General features: G+C 37.1%; 15 protein-coding genes. 4 read left to right on the top strand and 11 right to left on the bottom strand.

The window, feature by feature from the left end; all coding sequences use genetic code 11:
- Positions 1-2: 2 nt before the first annotated feature.
- The 7 genes from ACQKMI_RS18020 to ACQKMI_RS17990 all read right to left on the bottom strand — a co-directional run bounded on the left by ACQKMI_RS18020 (position 3) and on the right by ACQKMI_RS17990 (position 6,993).
- Positions 3-605 (bottom strand): class I SAM-dependent methyltransferase, encoded by a 603-nt coding sequence (locus ACQKMI_RS18020; RefSeq protein ID WP_427491175.1) that lies wholly within the window; start codon positions 603-605, stop codon positions 3-5.
- Between the two features lie 88 nt (positions 606-693).
- The gene (locus ACQKMI_RS18015; protein ID WP_427491174.1) at positions 694-2,457 is read right to left on the bottom strand and encodes a CotH kinase family protein; all 1,764 of its coding nucleotides are present in this window, start codon (positions 2,455-2,457) and stop codon (positions 694-696) included.
- A 32-nt stretch (positions 2,458-2,489) separates the two neighbouring features.
- A complete protein-coding gene (locus tag ACQKMI_RS18010; RefSeq protein WP_427491171.1) occupies positions 2,490-3,173 on the bottom strand; it encodes a DUF4956 domain-containing protein in 684 nt (227 codons plus the stop codon).
- A 17-nt stretch (positions 3,174-3,190) separates the two neighbouring features.
- Positions 3,191-3,892 (bottom strand): polyphosphate polymerase domain-containing protein, encoded by a 702-nt coding sequence (locus tag ACQKMI_RS18005; RefSeq protein WP_427491169.1) that lies wholly within the window; start codon positions 3,890-3,892, stop codon positions 3,191-3,193.
- Positions 3,893-3,904: 12 nt separating this feature from the next.
- Positions 3,905-4,768, bottom strand: coding sequence for a foldase protein PrsA (locus tag ACQKMI_RS18000; RefSeq protein WP_427491167.1), 864 nt, complete (start codon positions 4,766-4,768; stop codon positions 3,905-3,907).
- A gap of 127 nt (positions 4,769-4,895) precedes the next feature.
- Complete coding sequence (locus ACQKMI_RS17995; RefSeq protein WP_427491165.1) at positions 4,896-6,323, bottom strand: HAMP domain-containing sensor histidine kinase; 1,428 nt, start codon at positions 6,321-6,323, stop codon at positions 4,896-4,898.
- On the bottom strand, positions 6,307-6,993 hold the full coding sequence (locus ACQKMI_RS17990) for a response regulator (RefSeq protein WP_427491163.1): 687 nt from the start codon (positions 6,991-6,993) through the stop codon (positions 6,307-6,309). The genes ACQKMI_RS17995 and ACQKMI_RS17990 overlap by 17 nt, the downstream gene beginning before the upstream one ends.
- 270 nt (positions 6,994-7,263) lie before the next feature.
- On the opposite strand from ACQKMI_RS17990, the gene ACQKMI_RS17985 reads away from it, so the two are divergent.
- The gene (locus ACQKMI_RS17985) at positions 7,264-7,599 is read left to right on the top strand and encodes a heme oxygenase (RefSeq protein ID WP_323648507.1); all 336 of its coding nucleotides are present in this window, start codon (positions 7,264-7,266) and stop codon (positions 7,597-7,599) included.
- A gap of 261 nt (positions 7,600-7,860) precedes the next feature.
- Here the strand turns inward: ACQKMI_RS17985 and ACQKMI_RS17980 are convergent, their stop codons facing one another.
- Positions 7,861-8,877, bottom strand: a complete 1,017-nt coding sequence (locus ACQKMI_RS17980; RefSeq protein ID WP_427491260.1) for a YeiH family protein — start codon at positions 8,875-8,877, stop codon at positions 7,861-7,863.
- A gap of 113 nt (positions 8,878-8,990) precedes the next feature.
- Between ACQKMI_RS17980 and ACQKMI_RS17975 the strand changes: the two genes are divergently transcribed.
- Complete coding sequence (locus ACQKMI_RS17975) at positions 8,991-9,872, top strand: LysR family transcriptional regulator (RefSeq protein WP_427491161.1); 882 nt, start codon at positions 8,991-8,993, stop codon at positions 9,870-9,872.
- Positions 9,873-10,217: 345 nt separating this feature from the next.
- Here the strand turns inward: ACQKMI_RS17975 and ACQKMI_RS17970 are convergent, their stop codons facing one another.
- Entirely contained in the window at positions 10,218-11,138 is a 921-nt protein-coding gene (locus ACQKMI_RS17970) for a LysR family transcriptional regulator (protein ID WP_427491159.1), read from the bottom strand.
- Between the two features lie 227 nt (positions 11,139-11,365).
- Between ACQKMI_RS17970 and ACQKMI_RS17965 the strand changes: the two genes are divergently transcribed.
- Positions 11,366-12,556: a coenzyme F420-0:L-glutamate ligase gene (locus ACQKMI_RS17965; protein WP_427491158.1), complete on the top strand. Its 1,191-nt coding sequence runs from the start codon at positions 11,366-11,368 to the stop codon at positions 12,554-12,556.
- Between the two features lie 1,478 nt (positions 12,557-14,034).
- On the top strand, positions 14,035-16,347 hold the full coding sequence (gene helD / locus ACQKMI_RS17960) for an RNA polymerase recycling motor HelD (RefSeq protein ID WP_427491156.1): 2,313 nt from the start codon (positions 14,035-14,037) through the stop codon (positions 16,345-16,347).
- 132 nt (positions 16,348-16,479) lie between these two features.
- Here the strand turns inward: helD and ACQKMI_RS17955 are convergent, their stop codons facing one another.
- Positions 16,480-17,235, bottom strand: coding sequence for an amino acid ABC transporter ATP-binding protein (locus tag ACQKMI_RS17955; RefSeq protein ID WP_427491154.1), 756 nt, complete (start codon positions 17,233-17,235; stop codon positions 16,480-16,482).
- 13 nt (positions 17,236-17,248) lie between these two features.
- Entirely contained in the window at positions 17,249-17,950 is a 702-nt protein-coding gene (locus tag ACQKMI_RS17950) for an amino acid ABC transporter permease (protein ID WP_427491152.1), read from the bottom strand.
- Positions 17,951-17,954: the final 4 nt, after the last annotated feature.

Raw genomic sequence — 17,954 nt, 5'->3', positions numbered from 1 at the left:
TTCTAAGCTTTTTTCAATGCAAACACGCAGAGGCGTTCATTAATATTTGTTTCATTTTCAAGATGAACTTCATGGATTAATTCAAAAGGTGTCCCATGATGTAAAAACTGCAAATAATCATATGGTGGGTAGTATAAAATAATATGAATTTCACGCATATGCAGTTCATAAGACTTCCAAATATTATGAATAACTGTTCGAAAAATATTTATTGAAAACGGATTGAAAAAAAAGAAAACCGTGTCACATGGTTGAATAGCATAGTCTTCCGCTATAGAATGAATAAAGGAAATCGGAGCTAGAGCACTCTTCTTTTGAAGATAGCTCTTTTTATTATTCTCAGCCTCTGCATAAAAACCTGCATCCATTTCTACCCCAATTGTAGGAATATGAAATTTATGATGTACATAAATAGGGACTCTCCCTTTTCCACATCCCATATCGATAAACACTGGATTATCAGGCATTTCATACTCCGAAAATAATTGTTCTAAGCCAACATACGGTGTTGGCTCATAGCGATGGTAGTGAGCTAATTTCGGGAAGCCGTATTGTTCACCTACTGTGTTAATATGTAAACATTTATCAAATTGATGTTCGTTCATAATAAAACTCCTAAAAAAAAAGAATGATTAATTTTAGCACGATAAAAAGCAAAAACCATACCCAAAAGTTTTGGATATGGTTATTTTTTTAACGACCTCTGCGCTTAAATTTGAAAACAAAGAGCAATGCAACTATTAACAAGGCAAAGCAAACAATCACTGTAAGAATTGTATTGTTATCGATAACAATTTCTTGCTTTAGTTGCTCATCGCCTTGGTTAGGCCACATGGGTCCTCCATTTTGGTCAGGTCGTTGCATTGGTCCACCACCATTGGATCTTTCTCCCTGATTATCGCCATTTTGATTAAATGGAGGAGCTTGTGAAGGATCGAAATCCTCTGGTCTTTGCATCGGGATGTCCATATCACCAATTGCGTCTAAATTAGGCATTTCCATATTCCCTTGTGATGTTGCTTCCACAACAAGTTCACCAGACAGCTGTTTTAAAATAGATTCAGAGCGTTGCTTTGCAAATTCAGGGAGACTATTTTCTCCTTCTACAGCTTCTATAAACTGTTCTGTTGTAGAGAATTTCGTAGGATCTGCTTCCACATAAGTAGTTATTAGCAATGCTAGTTGTTTCGTAATGTTCTTTACGTAATCTTCTGTTAAGTAATTAGTCGCTAACTCTTCTAAATAACCTTCGTATTTAGCACGATACTCATCATTTGAAAGTAAGGCGTTTAATAGCGGTCGCTCCTCTAATGCTGTGCCAGATACAGGTGTAGTCACACTAAAGTTAATTGCACTATCTGCCATCAGATCCCCAGACATTCCAAATCCCATATTGAGTCCACCCTGATTCCGGTCACCATTTGGCCGTTGCTGTTTACCATTGTTCGGAGGCTTCATTTCGGATTTATCATTTATCTGTGCATCATTAGGTGCTTTCATATTGGCATTGTCTTGGATTTGATTATTGTCACCGCCTCCAACACCAAAGCCACCAAAGGACATATTATAATCCCAAGGGATGATCGAAAACACACCACCATCCTCATACAAATAGTAATTGTGTTTCATATTTCCCTGATAACTATCAAGATTTACAAGTGCTGTGTTCACAGCAAAATAACGTAGCATTTCATCGACATCAATATATTTTTCAATATTATTGCCATTATTGATAGCTTCAATCATTTCAATAAACTTTGATTGATCAATATTGCCTTCGTTCGTTTTTAAGCCTATTCCTGTATAATCCGCTATATCATCACTAATATATTTTAAATCACTACCTGTTCCATCTGGCTTAAACAAAAATCCATCATTAGAACCATAATTATTTGCTAGGAATGTTTCATCCACAGCTTCTACCCCTAAGAATAGTCCACGTTCTTCCCCATTTACAGTTACATACATATAAGAATGGGCCGGTGTTGGCAATCCCATCTGTTCCATGAGCTCATAAGAAATATATTCTCGCATTAATGTTGAGTCACTGTAATTATTGTTTAAATTGATCTTTTTTAAGCCATATAAGCTTTGTGTATCATCGTAATAATCGAAATCAATTTTTAAACTATAGCGATCTGAGTCGCTCGCAACTACTGAACGCAATGATAAGTTTCCTTTTGTACGAATCGCTACATTTTCCATTTTCTTACCATTTACCGTAATATTCGCCTTCTTTAGCTCCTCTGCTGCCGCATTTTCTAGCATATCTGCCCAATCTTCTTCGGCTATTTCAATATCTATCGTTGTTACCTTATTCTTATTAAACACAATGGTCTCATAGGAAAACTCGGTATTTTTCGTTTCAATGCCTACGTTTGGAAGCACAGCATACATCACGACAAAGAGAAGTAGAAGAATCGCCATACTAAGATAGACAACCCTTGTTTTAATCATCTATTGCACCTCTCTTCACTCTAGAGTGGTTACTAAGCAGTGAAATTACCATCATAACTAAGCATTACTGCTGATTTTACTCCAGGTACTTTTGTAAGATTGTCCATCAGTTTTGCATCATTTTGTTTTACACGAATTTCATAGGTTGTTTCAATCTCATCATCCTGCATAATGGATTTGGATTTTAAAGCGAATTTTTTAGATTGTGCCGCAATAATACGCTCTACTTCCTGACAAGCGAATTCTTCTTCAAATTTCACAATTAATAAATATGGATTTTCCACAGTAATTTTGTTTACAAACACTAGTAGTACAAGACCAATTAAAACTGCGCCAATAATAACAAGTGGAATAAATCCTGCACCACAAAGAATCCCCGAAACTATTGCCCAGAAAATATATACTAGATCCATAGGGTCTTTAATAGGTGTACGGAAACGCACGATTGATAGCGCACCTACCATACCTAGTGATAACAGGACATTAGAACTTATTCCCATAATTACTAGAGCTGTTGCCATTGTCATAATGAGCAGTGAAATATTGAAAGAATGAGAGTAAATCACTCCATTAAAGGTTTTCTTGTAAACCGCATAAATAAAAAGCCCAACAAAGAAAGCTACAACTAATCCGATCATTGAATCTATTAATGAAAATGATGTTGTTTTCTCTAAAAAGTTGGATTTAAAAATATCGCTAAAATTTATAGTATCCATTGTTCCATTCTCCTTTATTAGCCGTACATGCGACTAAGCTGATATTTTGAATATGCTTCAGCACGTGTATCTACTGATTGAAGTAAGTACTTAATAATATCCGGCAAGTACTCATCATATTTCACTTCTAAAATAACTAGGTTCGGCTCAAGTACATCCACCATCGGCAGTTTTGGATGAAACATATCTGTATTACGGAGGCTTGACTGTACCTTACTATCGAAAGTGACACGAACATTTCCATAGGGATAAATGTAAGCCTCACGCTCGTAATCGACAACTGTCATTGGTTTCAATTGGTGATACTTCATTTCCTGATATAAATCTTGAACTAACGCTCGTTTGTCTTGCTCCATCCAAGCGATATCCCCAACGCGCATTTTTTCAAATTCCTTTTGAGATATGGCACATTTCGATTTATAGGTTACATTATTACGTTTACTTTTCCGCTCCAAATTAATAATCTCTGTAGACTTACCATAAATTCGTACGCGGTATTTATCTCGATTGATAAAACCCTCTTTTTTCTCATTTAGAACCTTGTTTGCAAAATTATCAAAGTATATGCTACGAATTAAATACTTACCATTCATCCCAGCATGCTTGTCTAACCGCATCACGTGCTGTAGCTTAGTTTTTAGTAATGCGTAATCCGGATAGGAGATGGCCTGTTTGATCTCCTTTCGACCGTTAGGATTAAACGAAGTAAGAGTAGGCATATCGTTCACTCCTTACATTTTTTCAATTTTGTATTGCTCTTGCTTTTCAGCTAACCAAGACGCATACTCTTCATTTATGCGCTCCTCAAGCACAGTTGCATAAACTTCATCTTTTATATCCTCGAATACTGCCTCTTCTGCAGGTACTTTATCGGTTACTTTAATAATGTGATAGCCTTCTGATGTTTGTACGATGTCGCTGATGCTACCTTTTTCAAGGCCAAATGCTACTTCCTCAAACTGCTCATCCATTTGTCCTCGGCTAATATAGCCTATTTCCCCGCCATCCTCATTCGTTGTTGTATCAATTGAATACGTTTTTGCTAAATCTGCAAAATCCTCACCGGCTTTTATTTTTGCTAGCACGTCTTTTGCTGTTGCTTCATCCTCCAATAATATATGACTGGCTACGACCTCTTCTTTTTGTCCATAGCTCTCTTTATTGTCCTCAAAATATTGAGCTACTTCCTCATCTGATATGTCAACGCTTGTAGCAATAACATTTTTTGTGAGTTGATACATACGAATATTATCCTTCACGCTTTGCTCTGTCAGTCCATTTTCCTCTAGTGCTGCTTGTAAGGATTCCTCTCCGCCATACGACTCCGCTAACTCCTCATACTCTGCTTGAATAGTGTCCTCAGATACAGAAATGTCCTCTTTTTTTGCCTCTAGCTCAACTATTTTATTGGTAATGAGTGTATCTAGTACCTCTGTACCGTATTGTTCACGCAATGCGTTATCTAATTCTGTTTGTAAAATCTTTTCACCGTCAACCTTCGCCACATAATCGTTACTCTCACCACATCCAGCTAGTAGCATTAATAATGCAGCAGGTAAGGCTATTATTCGGAAAAACCTTTTGTTTGCGGTCATCCTTGATCCCGTCCTTTCGTTTGGTTTCTCGTTTACAATGCCTACTATAAAGGTCTAATGTGTCAGTCAGATGTCAGCTTTAACATGTCCTTCAAAATTTTTTACAAAGAAAAAGCTACCGCGCCTTTTAGAGCGTAGTAGCCTTTTTCAGTGTTATTTCAAAGCATGTTCCTGATGAATTACTGTCAATTAAGCGTAAATCACCACCTATAGATTGCGCCATCATTTTACTAAGTGATAATCCTAAGCCTAATCCACGGACCGCATATTTTTTATTTTCTCCTCTATAAAAACGCTCAAAGATGAATGCTTGATCTTCTTGAGGAATACCGTATCCCGTGTCCCTTACAATAATGAATACAGCATCCTCTTTTTCCATAAGCGTAATGGTAACAAACCCTTCCTGCATGGCCTGCTTCGCATTCGTCAATAAATTCGTGACTATTTGCTGTATTCTTACAACATCAGCCTGTACATCAACGGATTCTGCAAGGTAATCCAGTTGTATTTTTACATTTTCGTCATCCTGCATTACTTCCCATTGTGCTACGGCATCACGTACTAATTGATTAGCACTTACTGTTTCAAGCTTCACCGGAATTGCATCTACCGCAAAATGATTAAAAGCTAGTAAATCGCCAACCATTGTTTTCATTTTCGTCGTTTCTACTAGTGCCATTTGAATAAATTCACTCGCGTCCTGACCTGTAACGACACCATCTTTCACTGCCTGCAATAACCCACTAATTGACGTGACTGGTGTTTTTAGCTCGTGGGTGACCCCTGCTAATAACTCAGTTCGAGTCTTTTCTAATTGCTCTAGCTTATTCGCCATTTCCTTAAAAGACGTAACGAGCTCATAAATTTCTTCTTCCTTATTATTTTGGGGCAAATCAAATGTATAGTTACCTTCTTGTACTTGCTTTGCGGCTTCGGCAACTTGTTTTATTGGATACGCTAAACGTTTTGATAAAAAATAAATAGCACCCCATCCTAATACAGCAAGTGCTCCAATTAGTAGTGCCAGTTGCCCATATGCTTGGTTAACCTTCGTTAAATTGTCCTTTTTCTCTAAGACAAGCACCCAGCCAACTACCTTATTGTCCTTTTCAAGTTTTCGTTTTACGACATATTGAACTAACTCTTGTCCATCATTCGCTGCAGTTATTTTCTTTGTCCCCTCTTCACCATCTAGCAAGCTGGCAACAATTTTTGCATTCCCCGGCGGCACCGGTCGATTGCTACTTACTATATTCCCTTCCTCATCTACGACATACAGAATGGGATCAATTTCTCTCATAGTAAATCTTTCACGATTTCCAATAAAGCCTGGAATACCGCCCATATGTCCATTATTTTGACCTGAAACATCGGTTAGACGATATACAGTCTCGTCTGCTAAAAACTCCATCATCTCCAGTCGATTTTGAAACGCCGTATGACGAATCCACGCCGCAGAAATTAAAGAGATAATTGCTAAACCAATAAATAGCGTTAATAAATAGCGACTTGTCCAGTAGTTGAGTAAAGATATTCGCTTATTTTTTTTGAACACTTAGCTGATACCCCAATCCACGTAGTGTCTTTATTTCTCCCTCATCCTCATCCCATTCCTTAAGTACCTTTCGTAATCGCTTCACTGCTAAATCAACCGCTCTATCGCTACCTTCATATTCCCAGCCCCAAACTTGATCGATAAGCTGGTCACGTGTAAACGTTTGATTTGGGTGTTCTGCTAAAAATAAAAGCACAGATAAATCTCTTGGCGTTAAAATGATTTCTTCTCCCTTAAGTAGCACTCGGTGGGCTTTCATATCAATCTCTAGCTCACCAAAGCGTTTTATCTCTGAAGATTTACGACTTCCTTCAGCGCGTCTTAAAACTGCCTTTATTCTTGCCACTACCTCATCAGCTATAAATGGCTTTGCAATATAATCATCTGCCCCTTGATCAAAGCCCTCTAATCGATAATTTACATCGCCTAATGCCGTTAGCATGATCACTGGACAAGAGCTTAATTCTCTAATTTCCTTTAAAATGAACCAACCGTTTTTTTCTGGTAACATAATATCGAGTAATACTAAATCAGGCTGAACCTTTTGAAATATATCCAATGCCTGTCCACCATTAAAACATTGCACAACATTAAAGCCTACCTTCTTCAAATATGCCTTCAAAACTTGGCTTATTGCATATTCATCTTCTACTACTAATATTTTTGCCATCCCTTCACCTCGTCACCAGCTCGTTCGTGTTCTCATTATATCATCGGTTTATGTCAGTTAAATGTCAGGATCTAGCGCGTCTGTTCATCCTTATAGCGAAGTATATTTCCATCTATAAATTTTGGTTCCAACACTTCAAAGATAGAACTATTTACAGATTAATTGTATTGACAATGTCTTCCTACGACCATTATCATTGATTGCGAATGATAATCATTGATAATTCATTCATATAGTAGTTTAAACTAAAAATGATTAGGGGGGAAAAGCATGATTATTGTTACAAATCGTATTCAAGTCAAACCCGGCTTTGCTGCAAAAATGGCACCGAACTTTACAAAGCCAGGTCCTCTGCAGCAGTTTGAAGGCTTCCATAAAGTAGAGGTACTAGTTTCAACTGATGATCCGACTTATGACGAAATGAGCGTCAATATGTACTGGGAGTCTAAGGAGCATTTCCAAGCTTGGCGTAATAGCGATGCATTCGCTGCGGCACATCACCGTCCTGGACAAAGCTCTGAGGGAGGAAAACCTGAAAACAGTCCAATGATCGGTAGCAAAATAGTTATAGCTGAATTAGCTTCTTCAATTGAAGCATTACGCTAACTTTTAATTTGTATCACCTAGCCCCACTATTTCCAATGAAGTGGGATAATAACTAAAATATCTTCTGATTCTATCTAAAAAAACCCCTGCATTTTCGATAATGCAGGGGTTTTTAACACTTTATCTTCATTCAGCTGAAGACTCCCACTTCTGAAGGTGGTGAGATGAATACGGATGTGGTCCCTTTTCATTAGGTACCCAAATACCAACCGAAATAGAGGAACTCAGTCTAAGAACGCAATTACGCCTAGGCGAAATTTATTACATGAAAATAACTAAAACATATCCAAGTACTGATAAGCAAAGTGAACCAATCAGTCCTGCAATAAACGCTTTTACACCTAATTGTTTAAACGTTTTTATGTCTACATTTAAACCTAGTCCGGCCATCGCCATGCCAATTAAAATATAAGCGATATTTACAAATGCTTGCGCTACATTAGCTGGTACAATCCCTAACGAATTAATAGCACTCATCGCTAAAAATCCAAGAATAAACCACGGGATTATCGACAATGAAAATCCTTCTTTTTCCTGCCCCGTTTCATTTCTTCGATATAAAATACCGATGACAATAGCTACGGGTACAAGCAAAGCAACACGTGTTAGCTTCACAATAACTGCCATATCAATCGCTTCATTTCCACCAGCTGAGGCTGCTGCAATAACATGAGCAATTTCATGTAAAGTGCCTCCCGCAAAAATACCATATTCAGTAGGGGTTAAGTTAAATACTGAGTATAACACCGTGTAGACTAATGTGAATACAGTCCCTAATAATGCGACAATCGCTGCGCCCACTGCCGTTTCTTTTTCATTTGCTTTAATTTGAGGAGCAATAGCGACAACAGCAGCAGCCCCACAAATAGCTGTGCCACAAGCTGTTAATATGCCTAGCTTCTTATCAACATGAAATACCTTCGTTAAGCCATAGACAACCACTAAAGCAAATACCAGATTAATAAACGCGATAAGGAAGACACTCGCTCCAGCATTGTAAATATCCATTAAATTCAAACGCATACCTAATAAAATAATGCCGAGGCGTAATAATTTTTTACTTGAAAATGTGATGCCTGTTTGCCATGAATCCTGCACCTTAAAGGCTGCTCTCCAAGCCATACCTAATATAATGGCTATGACAAGCTGCCCTAATATTGAGAAGAATGGAAATGTCGAAATATACTTTGCTACTAAGGCAATAATGAGTGTCAACAATATCCCCTTCATAAACGCTGGGGTCAGGAAACTTTTTAACCTACGCTGGCCATTATCCATGTTGTTCACTTCTTTCATCCTTGATGATTATTACTTTATTAGAAAGTAAATCATCAGTAAAATACATATATATAATCGTAATTATTAATATTTCTAATGATAGGAGTGATGATATGCAATATGATGCTTTACAAACGTTCATCACACTGGTGGAGGTCAATAATTTTACGAAAGCCTCCGAAATACTTCATATTTCACAGCCAAGTGTCAGTTTACACATTAAAAACTTAGAGCGAGAATTTCAAACGACCTTATTCATCCGGTCGCCAAAATCTGTACAAATCACCCCAACTGGAGAAATTTTATATAAACGAGCTAAACAGATGCTGGCAATTGCAGAAGCAGCAAAGGAAGATATTTTAACCTATCATCATGAAATTCAAGGGACGCTTGTGATAGGCGCTAGCTTTACAATTGGCGAATATATTTTGCCTCCTATTATAGCGAGCTTGCAACAGCAATTCCCTCAGTTAGAGCTTCAAGTTATTATTGGCAATACGAAAGAAATCATTCAATATACAAAATTGTTACAAGTCGATATCGGTCTTATTGAAGGACAAGCACAAGACCATGAACTTATTATTAATCCGTTTATGCAAGATGAATTATTTATTGTCAGTGCGAGTAATCACCCTCTTGCAAAGGCACCATTTATTACGGTTGCGGACTTACAGCAGCAAAATTGGGTTGCACGTGAAGATGGCTCTGGCACACGTTATTACTTAGATCATTTATTTAGAGCAAACGGGCTCCAAGTACGTTCACTTCTTACTATTAGTAGTAATCAAGGTGTGAAAGAAAGCGTAATTCAAGGGCTTGGACTTTCATTACTGTCTGCTAGTGTCATTGATCGTGAATTAAAAAATAACGATATAAAAATCTTACCTCTCGAGGAGCAGCATTTTACACGGACATTTTCTTATTTGTACTCACCTACAATGAAAAACAAACGCAATGTTGACACTCTTATAGAGGCACTATTAAAGAAAGCTTAGCGGATTACTTGTCGCAAAGCTTTCTTTTGTTGGAATGCTATTATGTGTCAGAAGATAGATACTATGTGAAGCGGTTGATTGGAGTGGAGACTGGGCGACTCCTCGGGGATCAGCGATAGAAGAACGAAGGCTAAAACCATCACATCCTGTGATAACGCCTTCGTGACCAACATCGTGTTGGCCCGAGGCCCTGCAGCGAAGCGAAGCGGCTCATCGGACGCCCCCAGGAAAGCGCCCAGTCGGAACGGAAATCAACCTCTCGTTCTGCAGAAAAAACATACTTTATTTAATGTGATACCCAAAGACTTCCTTCACCATTCTGTTTTTCAACACTATTCGCTAATCTCACTTTAAAGTTCTTGGATTTATACGTTTACGCTCCTGCTTGTGTTCAATAATTTCTACAAATTTCAACGCTGCTCGAGATAAAGGTACACTTTTCAAATAACACATGCCAATGCTTCGTGTTGGAATCCTTTCTGTTAATGTTAGCTCATACAAAAGTCCTCGTTGCAAATAATCCTTAGAAAATTCTTTCGTTACACAGGCAATCCCTAAATTACTGCGTGCAAATTCCAGCACTAGATCATGTGAACCAAGCTCAAACTCAGGTTCAATAAAGATCCCTCTTGCAAATAAATAATCTTCTACGTACTTTCTTGAATTTGATTTTTTCTCTAAAAAAATAAGTGGAAACTTTAGCAGATCCTCAAAGCTTAAACTTCTTGACGCCAACGTTTTGTATTTCTCACCACATACGAAAATATCTTGAACCTCTGTGCAAGCGGTTAACTGTAATGTCGGATCTTCTATCGGAAAATTACAAAGTCCTATATCTACCTCACCAGATTTAATAAAGTTACAAATTTCTGAAGTCGTTCCATTTAACATTTGTAATTTTATATTTGGATACATTGTATGAAACGCCTCTAGATAAGGCATTAAAAAGAAACGAGAAATTGTGTCCCCTACCCCTATTTTCAACTGACCTGTTGTTAAATTTTTAAATTCTAGCAACTTCTCCTCACCAGCATCTAAAAGGCCTAATGCTGAATTCGTATACTCGTATAGAAGGCTACCCTCAGTTGTCAACGTCACCCCTTTAGGTGTGCGATTAAAAAGACGTGTGCCGAGCTCCTTTTCTAATTGCATCATAGCTTGGCTAACAGCTGGTTGAGTCATATATAAATCTTTAGCAGCACTTGAAAAGCTATTATTTTTAGCAACAATACTAAAAACACGATATAAATCTAATTTCCCTATCATATAAGCACCTCTTATAGCTATTATACGAACTATTAATTTTACTTATATCACTAAAGGGGCGTATAGTAAAACCATATTGGTTTAATTTCACAATATTTAACTTTTTTCAGTTGGCGAAAAGGTATCGGTAAGGAGTTCTTTATGAAGCCTACAGCCGATTCCAGACGCAATTATGCTGAGGCATAACTATTAATCATACATTTATCTATTAATAAGGAGAGATTATTTTGGAACGTGTAGTTGGTACAGTAGTAAGAGGTCTTCGTGGTCCAATTATTAACGAAGGCGATAATATTGAGCAAATTGTTGTTGATACGGTATTAAACGCAGCAAAGACTGAAGGCTATCCAATTGAAGATCGTGACATCGTCACAGTAACAGAATCTGTCGTAGCACGTGCACAAGGTAACTATGCATCCATCGATGACATCGCAGCTGACGTAGCTGCTAAATATGGTGACGATACTGTTGGTGTTATTTTCCCAATCCTAAGCCGTAATCGTTTCGCTAACTGCTTACGCGGTATTGCAAAAGGCGTAAAAAAAGTTGTTCTTATGCTTAGCTATCCATCTGATGAAGTTGGTAATCACCTAGTTGATATCGATGAGCTAGATGTAAAAGGGATTAATCCTTGGACAGATACTTTAACTGAGGTGGAATTCCGTGAGCATTTCGGCTATAAAAAACATACATTTACAGGCGTAGATTATATTGAATATTATAAAGAACTAATCGAAGCTGAAGGCGCGTCTTGTGAAGTTATCTTTTCAAATAACCCAAAAACAATTTTAGATTTTACGAAGAGCGTTTTAACTTGTGATATTCATACACGCTTACGTACAAAACGTATTCTAACGGCAAATGGTGCTGAAAAAGTATACAGCCTTGATAATATTTTATCTAAACCTAATAACGACTCTGGTTTTAATGCAGAGTATGGTCTACTTGGTTCAAATAAAGCTACTGAAGATAGCGTAAAATTATTCCCACATACTTGCCAACCAATCGTTGATGGCATCCAAGCAAAGATCAAAGAAGCTACTGGTAAAACAGTTGAAGTAATGGTTTACGGTGATGGTGCTTTCAAAGATCCTGTCGGTAAGATTTGGGAGTTAGCTGACCCTGTTGTTTCTCCAGCTTTCACAGCCGGATTAGATGGCACACCAAACGAAGTAAAACTAAAATACTTAGCAGATAACGATTTTGCAGAGCTTCGCGGCGAAGAATTAAAAGCGGCAATTTCTGAGTATATCCAAAATAAAGATGCAGATTTAACTGGGCAAATGGCCGCTCAAGGTACAACGCCTCGTCGCTTAACAGACCTAATTGGCTCACTTTCTGACCTAACTTCTGGTTCAGGTGACAAAGGAACACCAATGATTTATATTCAAGGTTATTTCGATAACTATACAAAATAAAGAACTACTAAATGAACTCCCGTTTTCGCTCGGGAGTTCATCTTTTATATAGCGGACCTTCAATGTTGACACTACTCCCGTAAAACTGCTAAAAAGCAAAACTAAATTGATCTATTATTTCATTTAGTGAGTATAACAGGAATCGAACCTGTAATCCCCATTTTATAAAGAGACACACTGCCGCTGTTTACTTCCTCATATTTATAATTTTATGTTAAAGAAATAAACTCTTTCTTATTCCTTTTGTTTTATAGTAGGTTTACCTCACCTTTTCACATCATACTTATTTCGATTGATTAGGAATAGCTTCTTCATTTAACCAATGTTCACTTGTTCGAACATGATTCTGTCTCACAAAATTCCCTAGGTTTTATCGAAAATCATCATAATGGACTGTTTTCGTTCATATATTTATAAAAAGCTTCTAATAGGTCAGTCGGCTCTGGATTAGTGAAATAAATTGCCCTTTTGAGATTTAATACAAGCTTGCTTCCTGCACAATTTGAACCTCTTCAAACCCCTCCCCCAATATCGGCAATTCTATATTCCTTCTCATTTTTTCCATTATCACTATCGGAACTTCTTTCGTTTTTTATTGTATTTTTGATACTCACGAAAAATTTGTAATATCAAAATAATAATATAACACTTTCAAAACAAAAGACATTTTACCTAGTGTGAACACTCTGCATTCCCGTTCGATATTTATCGCATCAACAATAACAGATTGACCTTTAGCCACATTCAAACGCTCACATAAAATACGGAATGCCATTCGCGGTTTCTATCTTATAGCGACACCAAATAACTATTAACGTATAGCATCTCTTGAAAGAATAAGCGTATTTCGTTTTTTGCCAGTCCCTTAACAATCGCGCGCTTACCACTTCCAGGTACTCAAACTGTAAATATCGCCTTCATTTTTCACCCGCCTCTCAAATGTCTACACATTTATAAAAACACATTTTCCAAGTAGTGATTAACAACTATTCTTCTTACTTACCAAAAATTAATCATCAAGTTAACTTTAAAGTATAGAGAATAATTTTTGATGGTTAAAATGATAACGAAGGAAAATTGGGATAACTACCATAACGCGGGTTTATTTTCTACTCCGACCAAGCACTTCCTTAGGGGGCGTCCTTATAGGTGCTTGCTCCAGGGTCTTATCCGTGACGTCGAACCCCGAGGAGTCGACCAACCTCCACTCCAATCAACTTACATACATAATTCCATACCAAAATTTAGGTGACTATCCCTAAAAGCAACACCCTTCCGAATGGATAAATATGGATACAAAAAAAGACTACCCCAACTTTCCCGGAACAGTCTTTTTGTTAAAAATTTGATTTTCTTTTATAACTTTATTGTATCATAAATTTACCAAAATTACTAGACTATACTTCTTTCTGAACTAGCTGTATGATAAATTTCCCGATTAAAAAGCCATACAAATAATTATATGGAGAGGAATGTGAGTGACGTTGAAAAAGCAAAATGAATGGACAGAAGAAAAACAGTATCTTGTTCTTTGTTTAAACACAGTTGGTCACAAAAAGGAGGCGTTACTACAAAAGGAAAAGGATGTTAAAGACAATGTTTTAACATTAAAGAAAACCTTTTGGGACGACGTCAGAGTAAATTTAGATACTCCTGAGGATATAGACGAAACCTATTATGCTATTAAACAGCAGGCAGAGCTCTTAGCTGATTCCCAGCATGCTCAGCAACGTGTCATCAAGGATGTAAAAATTTATGACCGTTTACTGCAATCACCCTATTTTGCTCGCATTGATTTTTTACAGGATGGTCATACCGAACCTTTAAAGATTTATATCGGTGTAGCAACCTTAATGGATGAAGAGAATGAAAATATATTAATTTATGATTGGCGAGCCCCTATATCAAGTATGTATTATGATTACACGCCTGGCCCAGTTACTTATGAAGCGTCAACTGAAGAAATTCAAGGTGATATGCTTTTAAAACGACAATTCATCATTAAGAATGGTCAATTGCAATCGATGTTTAATACAGGATTAACGATCGGTGATGATTTGTTACTCGATATTCTCGCTCAAAATGCAAACGAACATATCCGTAGCATCGTAGCAACGATTCAAGCTGAACAAAATAAAATTATTCGACATGTCAACACTCCTTATCTAATCGTAGAGGGTGTCGCGGGTAGTGGAAAAACGGCTGTTGCACTCCAACGTGTTGCTTATTTGTTATATCATTATCGAGACCAAATTACTGCTGATCAAATTTTATTGATTACACCTAATCAGCTCTTTAATCAATATGTTCATACCGTTTTACCGGATCTAGGTGAAGATAATATGCAGCAATTAACCTTCTCCGAATATGCAACAAAGCGTTTAGGACGACAGTTCCAATTGGAATATCCTTATGAGCAATTGGAGTCACTTTTAACAGAGAAAGATGACTTGCTCTACCAAATGAAGCTTACTACTATTTCTTTCAAAGCTAGCCTCAAATATCGGGAAATGATGGACAAATATATAGAGTACCTTGCCAATGAAGGTTTGCTGTTTAAAAATATTGTTTTTCGCGGAGAAAGAATTATTACAGCTCAAGAAATTACTGAGTACTTTTATTCGTTCAATGCGACAATTCCCATCCCAAATCGACTGCAGTTAGTGAAAGAATGGTTGTTACAACAATTATCGAAAATCGAAAAGGCCGAACGAGCGAAAGAATGGGTAGAAGAAGCTAGTGAACTTTTAGACATTGAAGAGTATACAAAAACCTATAGCGAGCTTTTACATGAAGGTCGGTTTTCAGAAAACTCCTTTGATGATTTTGAGCAAGAGCGCAAGAAAATAGCCATCCAAATTGTCAAAAAGCAGTTCAAGCCACTTCGTCAATCTGTGAAACAATTAAAGTTCGTTCATATGTTAGGCATTTATCGTCAATTGTTTGATATGAACAACACTATTCATCAGCAATTACAGAACTTTTTACCCGACCATTGGGAAGAAATCTGTCAACATACACTCCCTAATTTAGCAAAGCGCATTATCTCATATGAAGATGCCGCTCCATTTTTATATTTGCAGGACAAAATAGAAGGTCAACGAACAAATACGATGATTCGTCATGTTTTAGTTGATGAAGCGCAAGACTATTCTCCATTTCAGCTATTTGTATTACAGCAATTATTCCCACGTGCACGTATGACTATATTGGGCGATGGACATCAAACTATCCATCCTCATACCTTTAAAAACCCTTCATTACTAACACCACAATTGTATGGTGAACAAGCAGAAAAAATGATATTAATGAAAAGTTATCGCTCAACAAAACAAATTATTCAACTTACTTCAAAGATTTTACACGGGGACGCCAAAGTAGAAGCCTTTAACAGAAATGGCCCCGAACCGACCATCTCGATGGTTCCGAATGAAATAGATTTAATGGAACAGCTTGTCGAAAAGATTAACAGTTTGTCCCTAAAGTTCGAAACAATTGCAGTCATCTGTAAAACAGAGCAAGAATGTACGATGGTTTTTGATAAATTGAAAGAGCAAGTAGATATTCAACTCATTACCCATCATACAAATCAATTTAAAAAAGGTATCTTACTGTTGCCTGCTTATATGGCAAAAGGAATTGAATTCGACGCTGTCTTGATATACAATGCTTCCGCAGCTAATTATTCTAGAGAAACAGAACGTAATTATTTCTACACAGCCTGTACACGAGCTATGCACGAATTGCATATCTATTCAATTAATGAGTTTACCCACTTTTTAGATCTTTAACTTATTTCAGCAAATGTCTTTTGTAGCGAAAGCGAAGCGTCAGCTACAGCAATTATGCCAAGGCATAATTGAATTTCAAAAAAAGAATCTACATGCTTCCATTGAAAGCTTGTAGATTCTCTTTTTTTATCTTTAAATATAGTACGTATAATCCTCAGGAATAACACGTTTTAAGAATTTCTTCGTGCGCTCCTCTTTCGGATTAACAAATATATCATGAGGGCTTCCTTCTTCTACAACGACACCACCGTCCATAAAAATTACTCGGTTGGCTACGTCTTTTGCAAAGCCCATTTCATGTGTGACAACAAGCATCGTTGTCCCTTCCGCTGCAATGTTTTTCATAACCTGAAGGACCTCTCCTACCAGCTCTGGGTCAAGTGCAGAAGTCGGTTCATCAAATAAAATAATATCAGGGTTCAACGCCACTGCTCGTGCAATACCGACTCGTTGTTGCTGACCTCCGGACAATTGGCTTGGATAGGCATCATATTTTTCTGATAAGCCTACTTTATCTAGCGCCTTTTTGCCAATTTCAATTGCTTCTGCCTTTGGTATTTTACGTCCTATAATAAGCCCTTCTGTCACATTTTCTAGCGCTGTTTTATTCGTGAAAAGATTGTAGTTTTGGAATACAAAGGCTACACGTTGTCGAATGGAATGTACGTCCTTCTTCTTCACATTTTGAAAATCTACTTGGATATCGCCAAATGTTGCATGTCCTTGATCGGCATTCTCTAAAAAGTTAATACAACGTAATAATGTTGTTTTTCCCGAGCCGCTGGGACCTAAAATGACAACAACATCACCTTTATCAATGGCTAAATCGACACCCTTTAAAATTTCATTGTTACCAAATGATTTATGGATATTTTTAATTTCTAACATACTCGTTCACCCCTTAGGCTTTTGCCACTTTGAATTTACTTAAATGTTTTTCATATCGTTTAAAAATGTATTCAACCGTACTACATAAAATTAAGTACACAATGAAAATATCAATATATGCTTCTACGTAATTGTAGCCAACATTGGCAGCTACCTTAGCTTTTAATGTAATTTCGGGTAAGGACATCGCATAGCCTAAAGACGTCGCTTTAATGAGATTGACTGTAGCCGTACAAATATTTGGCAGCGCTACTACTAAAGCCTGCGGAATTATTATACGGCGATAGGCTTGAAATGTTGATAAGCCTACTGCGTGCGCAGCCTCTAGCTGACCTTTATCAATCGTACTTAAAGCAGAACGAAATACTTCTATTAAAATTGCTGTCGTACTAAATGCGAAGACAATAAATGCGTACCAAATCGGATTGATTTTATAAATATCATAGGCAATATTATATTTTTCAAAAATAATTTTAAGTAGTAATGGGATACTACTATAAATAATAAAGATTTGAATGATTATTGGTGTACCTCGGACAAAGGAGACATAAATCTTTGCTACATGATGGAGCACCGGGATTTTATTGATCCGGGTTAGTGCTAGTAGAAAGCCTAGTGGTAAAGCAACAAGCATAGCAACAATTGTCACAAGGAGTGCGATAGGTACACCTGATAATGCAACAAAAAATGTTTCAACTAAAAATTGATAATTCATGGTT

This window comes from Lysinibacillus sp. NPDC097214 (assembly GCF_050277945.1).
GTDB lineage: Bacteria > Bacillota > Bacilli > Bacillales_A > Planococcaceae > Lysinibacillus > Lysinibacillus xylanilyticus_B.
This window is presented reverse-complemented; position numbering and strand designations above follow the sequence as displayed.

Bases quoted from the DNA above. Each gene is read 5' to 3' on its own strand.
- ACQKMI_RS18020 (WP_427491175.1), bottom strand. From the start codon at position 605: ATGAACGAACATCAATTTGATAAATGTTTACATATTAACACAGTAGGT.
- ACQKMI_RS18015 (WP_427491174.1), bottom strand. From the start codon at position 2,457: ATGATTAAAACAAGGGTTGTCTATCTTAGTATGGCGATTCTTCTACTT.
- ACQKMI_RS18010 (WP_427491171.1), bottom strand. From the start codon at position 3,173: ATGGATACTATAAATTTTAGCGATATTTTTAAATCCAACTTTTTAGAG.
- ACQKMI_RS18005 (WP_427491169.1), bottom strand. From the start codon at position 3,892: ATGCCTACTCTTACTTCGTTTAATCCTAACGGTCGAAAGGAGATCAAA.
- ACQKMI_RS18000 (WP_427491167.1), bottom strand. From the start codon at position 4,768: ATGACCGCAAACAAAAGGTTTTTCCGAATAATAGCCTTACCTGCTGCA.
- ACQKMI_RS17990 (WP_427491163.1), bottom strand. From the start codon at position 6,993: ATGGCAAAAATATTAGTAGTAGAAGATGAATATGCAATAAGCCAAGTT.
- ACQKMI_RS17985 (WP_323648507.1), top strand. From the start codon at position 7,264: ATGATTATTGTTACAAATCGTATTCAAGTCAAACCCGGCTTTGCTGCA.
- ACQKMI_RS17980 (WP_427491260.1), bottom strand. From the start codon at position 8,877: ATGGATAATGGCCAGCGTAGGTTAAAAAGTTTCCTGACCCCAGCGTTT.
- ACQKMI_RS17975 (WP_427491161.1), top strand. From the start codon at position 8,991: ATGCAATATGATGCTTTACAAACGTTCATCACACTGGTGGAGGTCAAT.
- ACQKMI_RS17970 (WP_427491159.1), bottom strand. From the start codon at position 11,138: ATGATAGGGAAATTAGATTTATATCGTGTTTTTAGTATTGTTGCTAAA.
- ACQKMI_RS17955 (WP_427491154.1), bottom strand. From the start codon at position 17,235: ATGTTAGAAATTAAAAATATCCATAAATCATTTGGTAACAATGAAATT.
- ACQKMI_RS17950 (WP_427491152.1), bottom strand. From the start codon at position 17,950: ATGAATTATCAATTTTTAGTTGAAACATTTTTTGTTGCATTATCAGGT.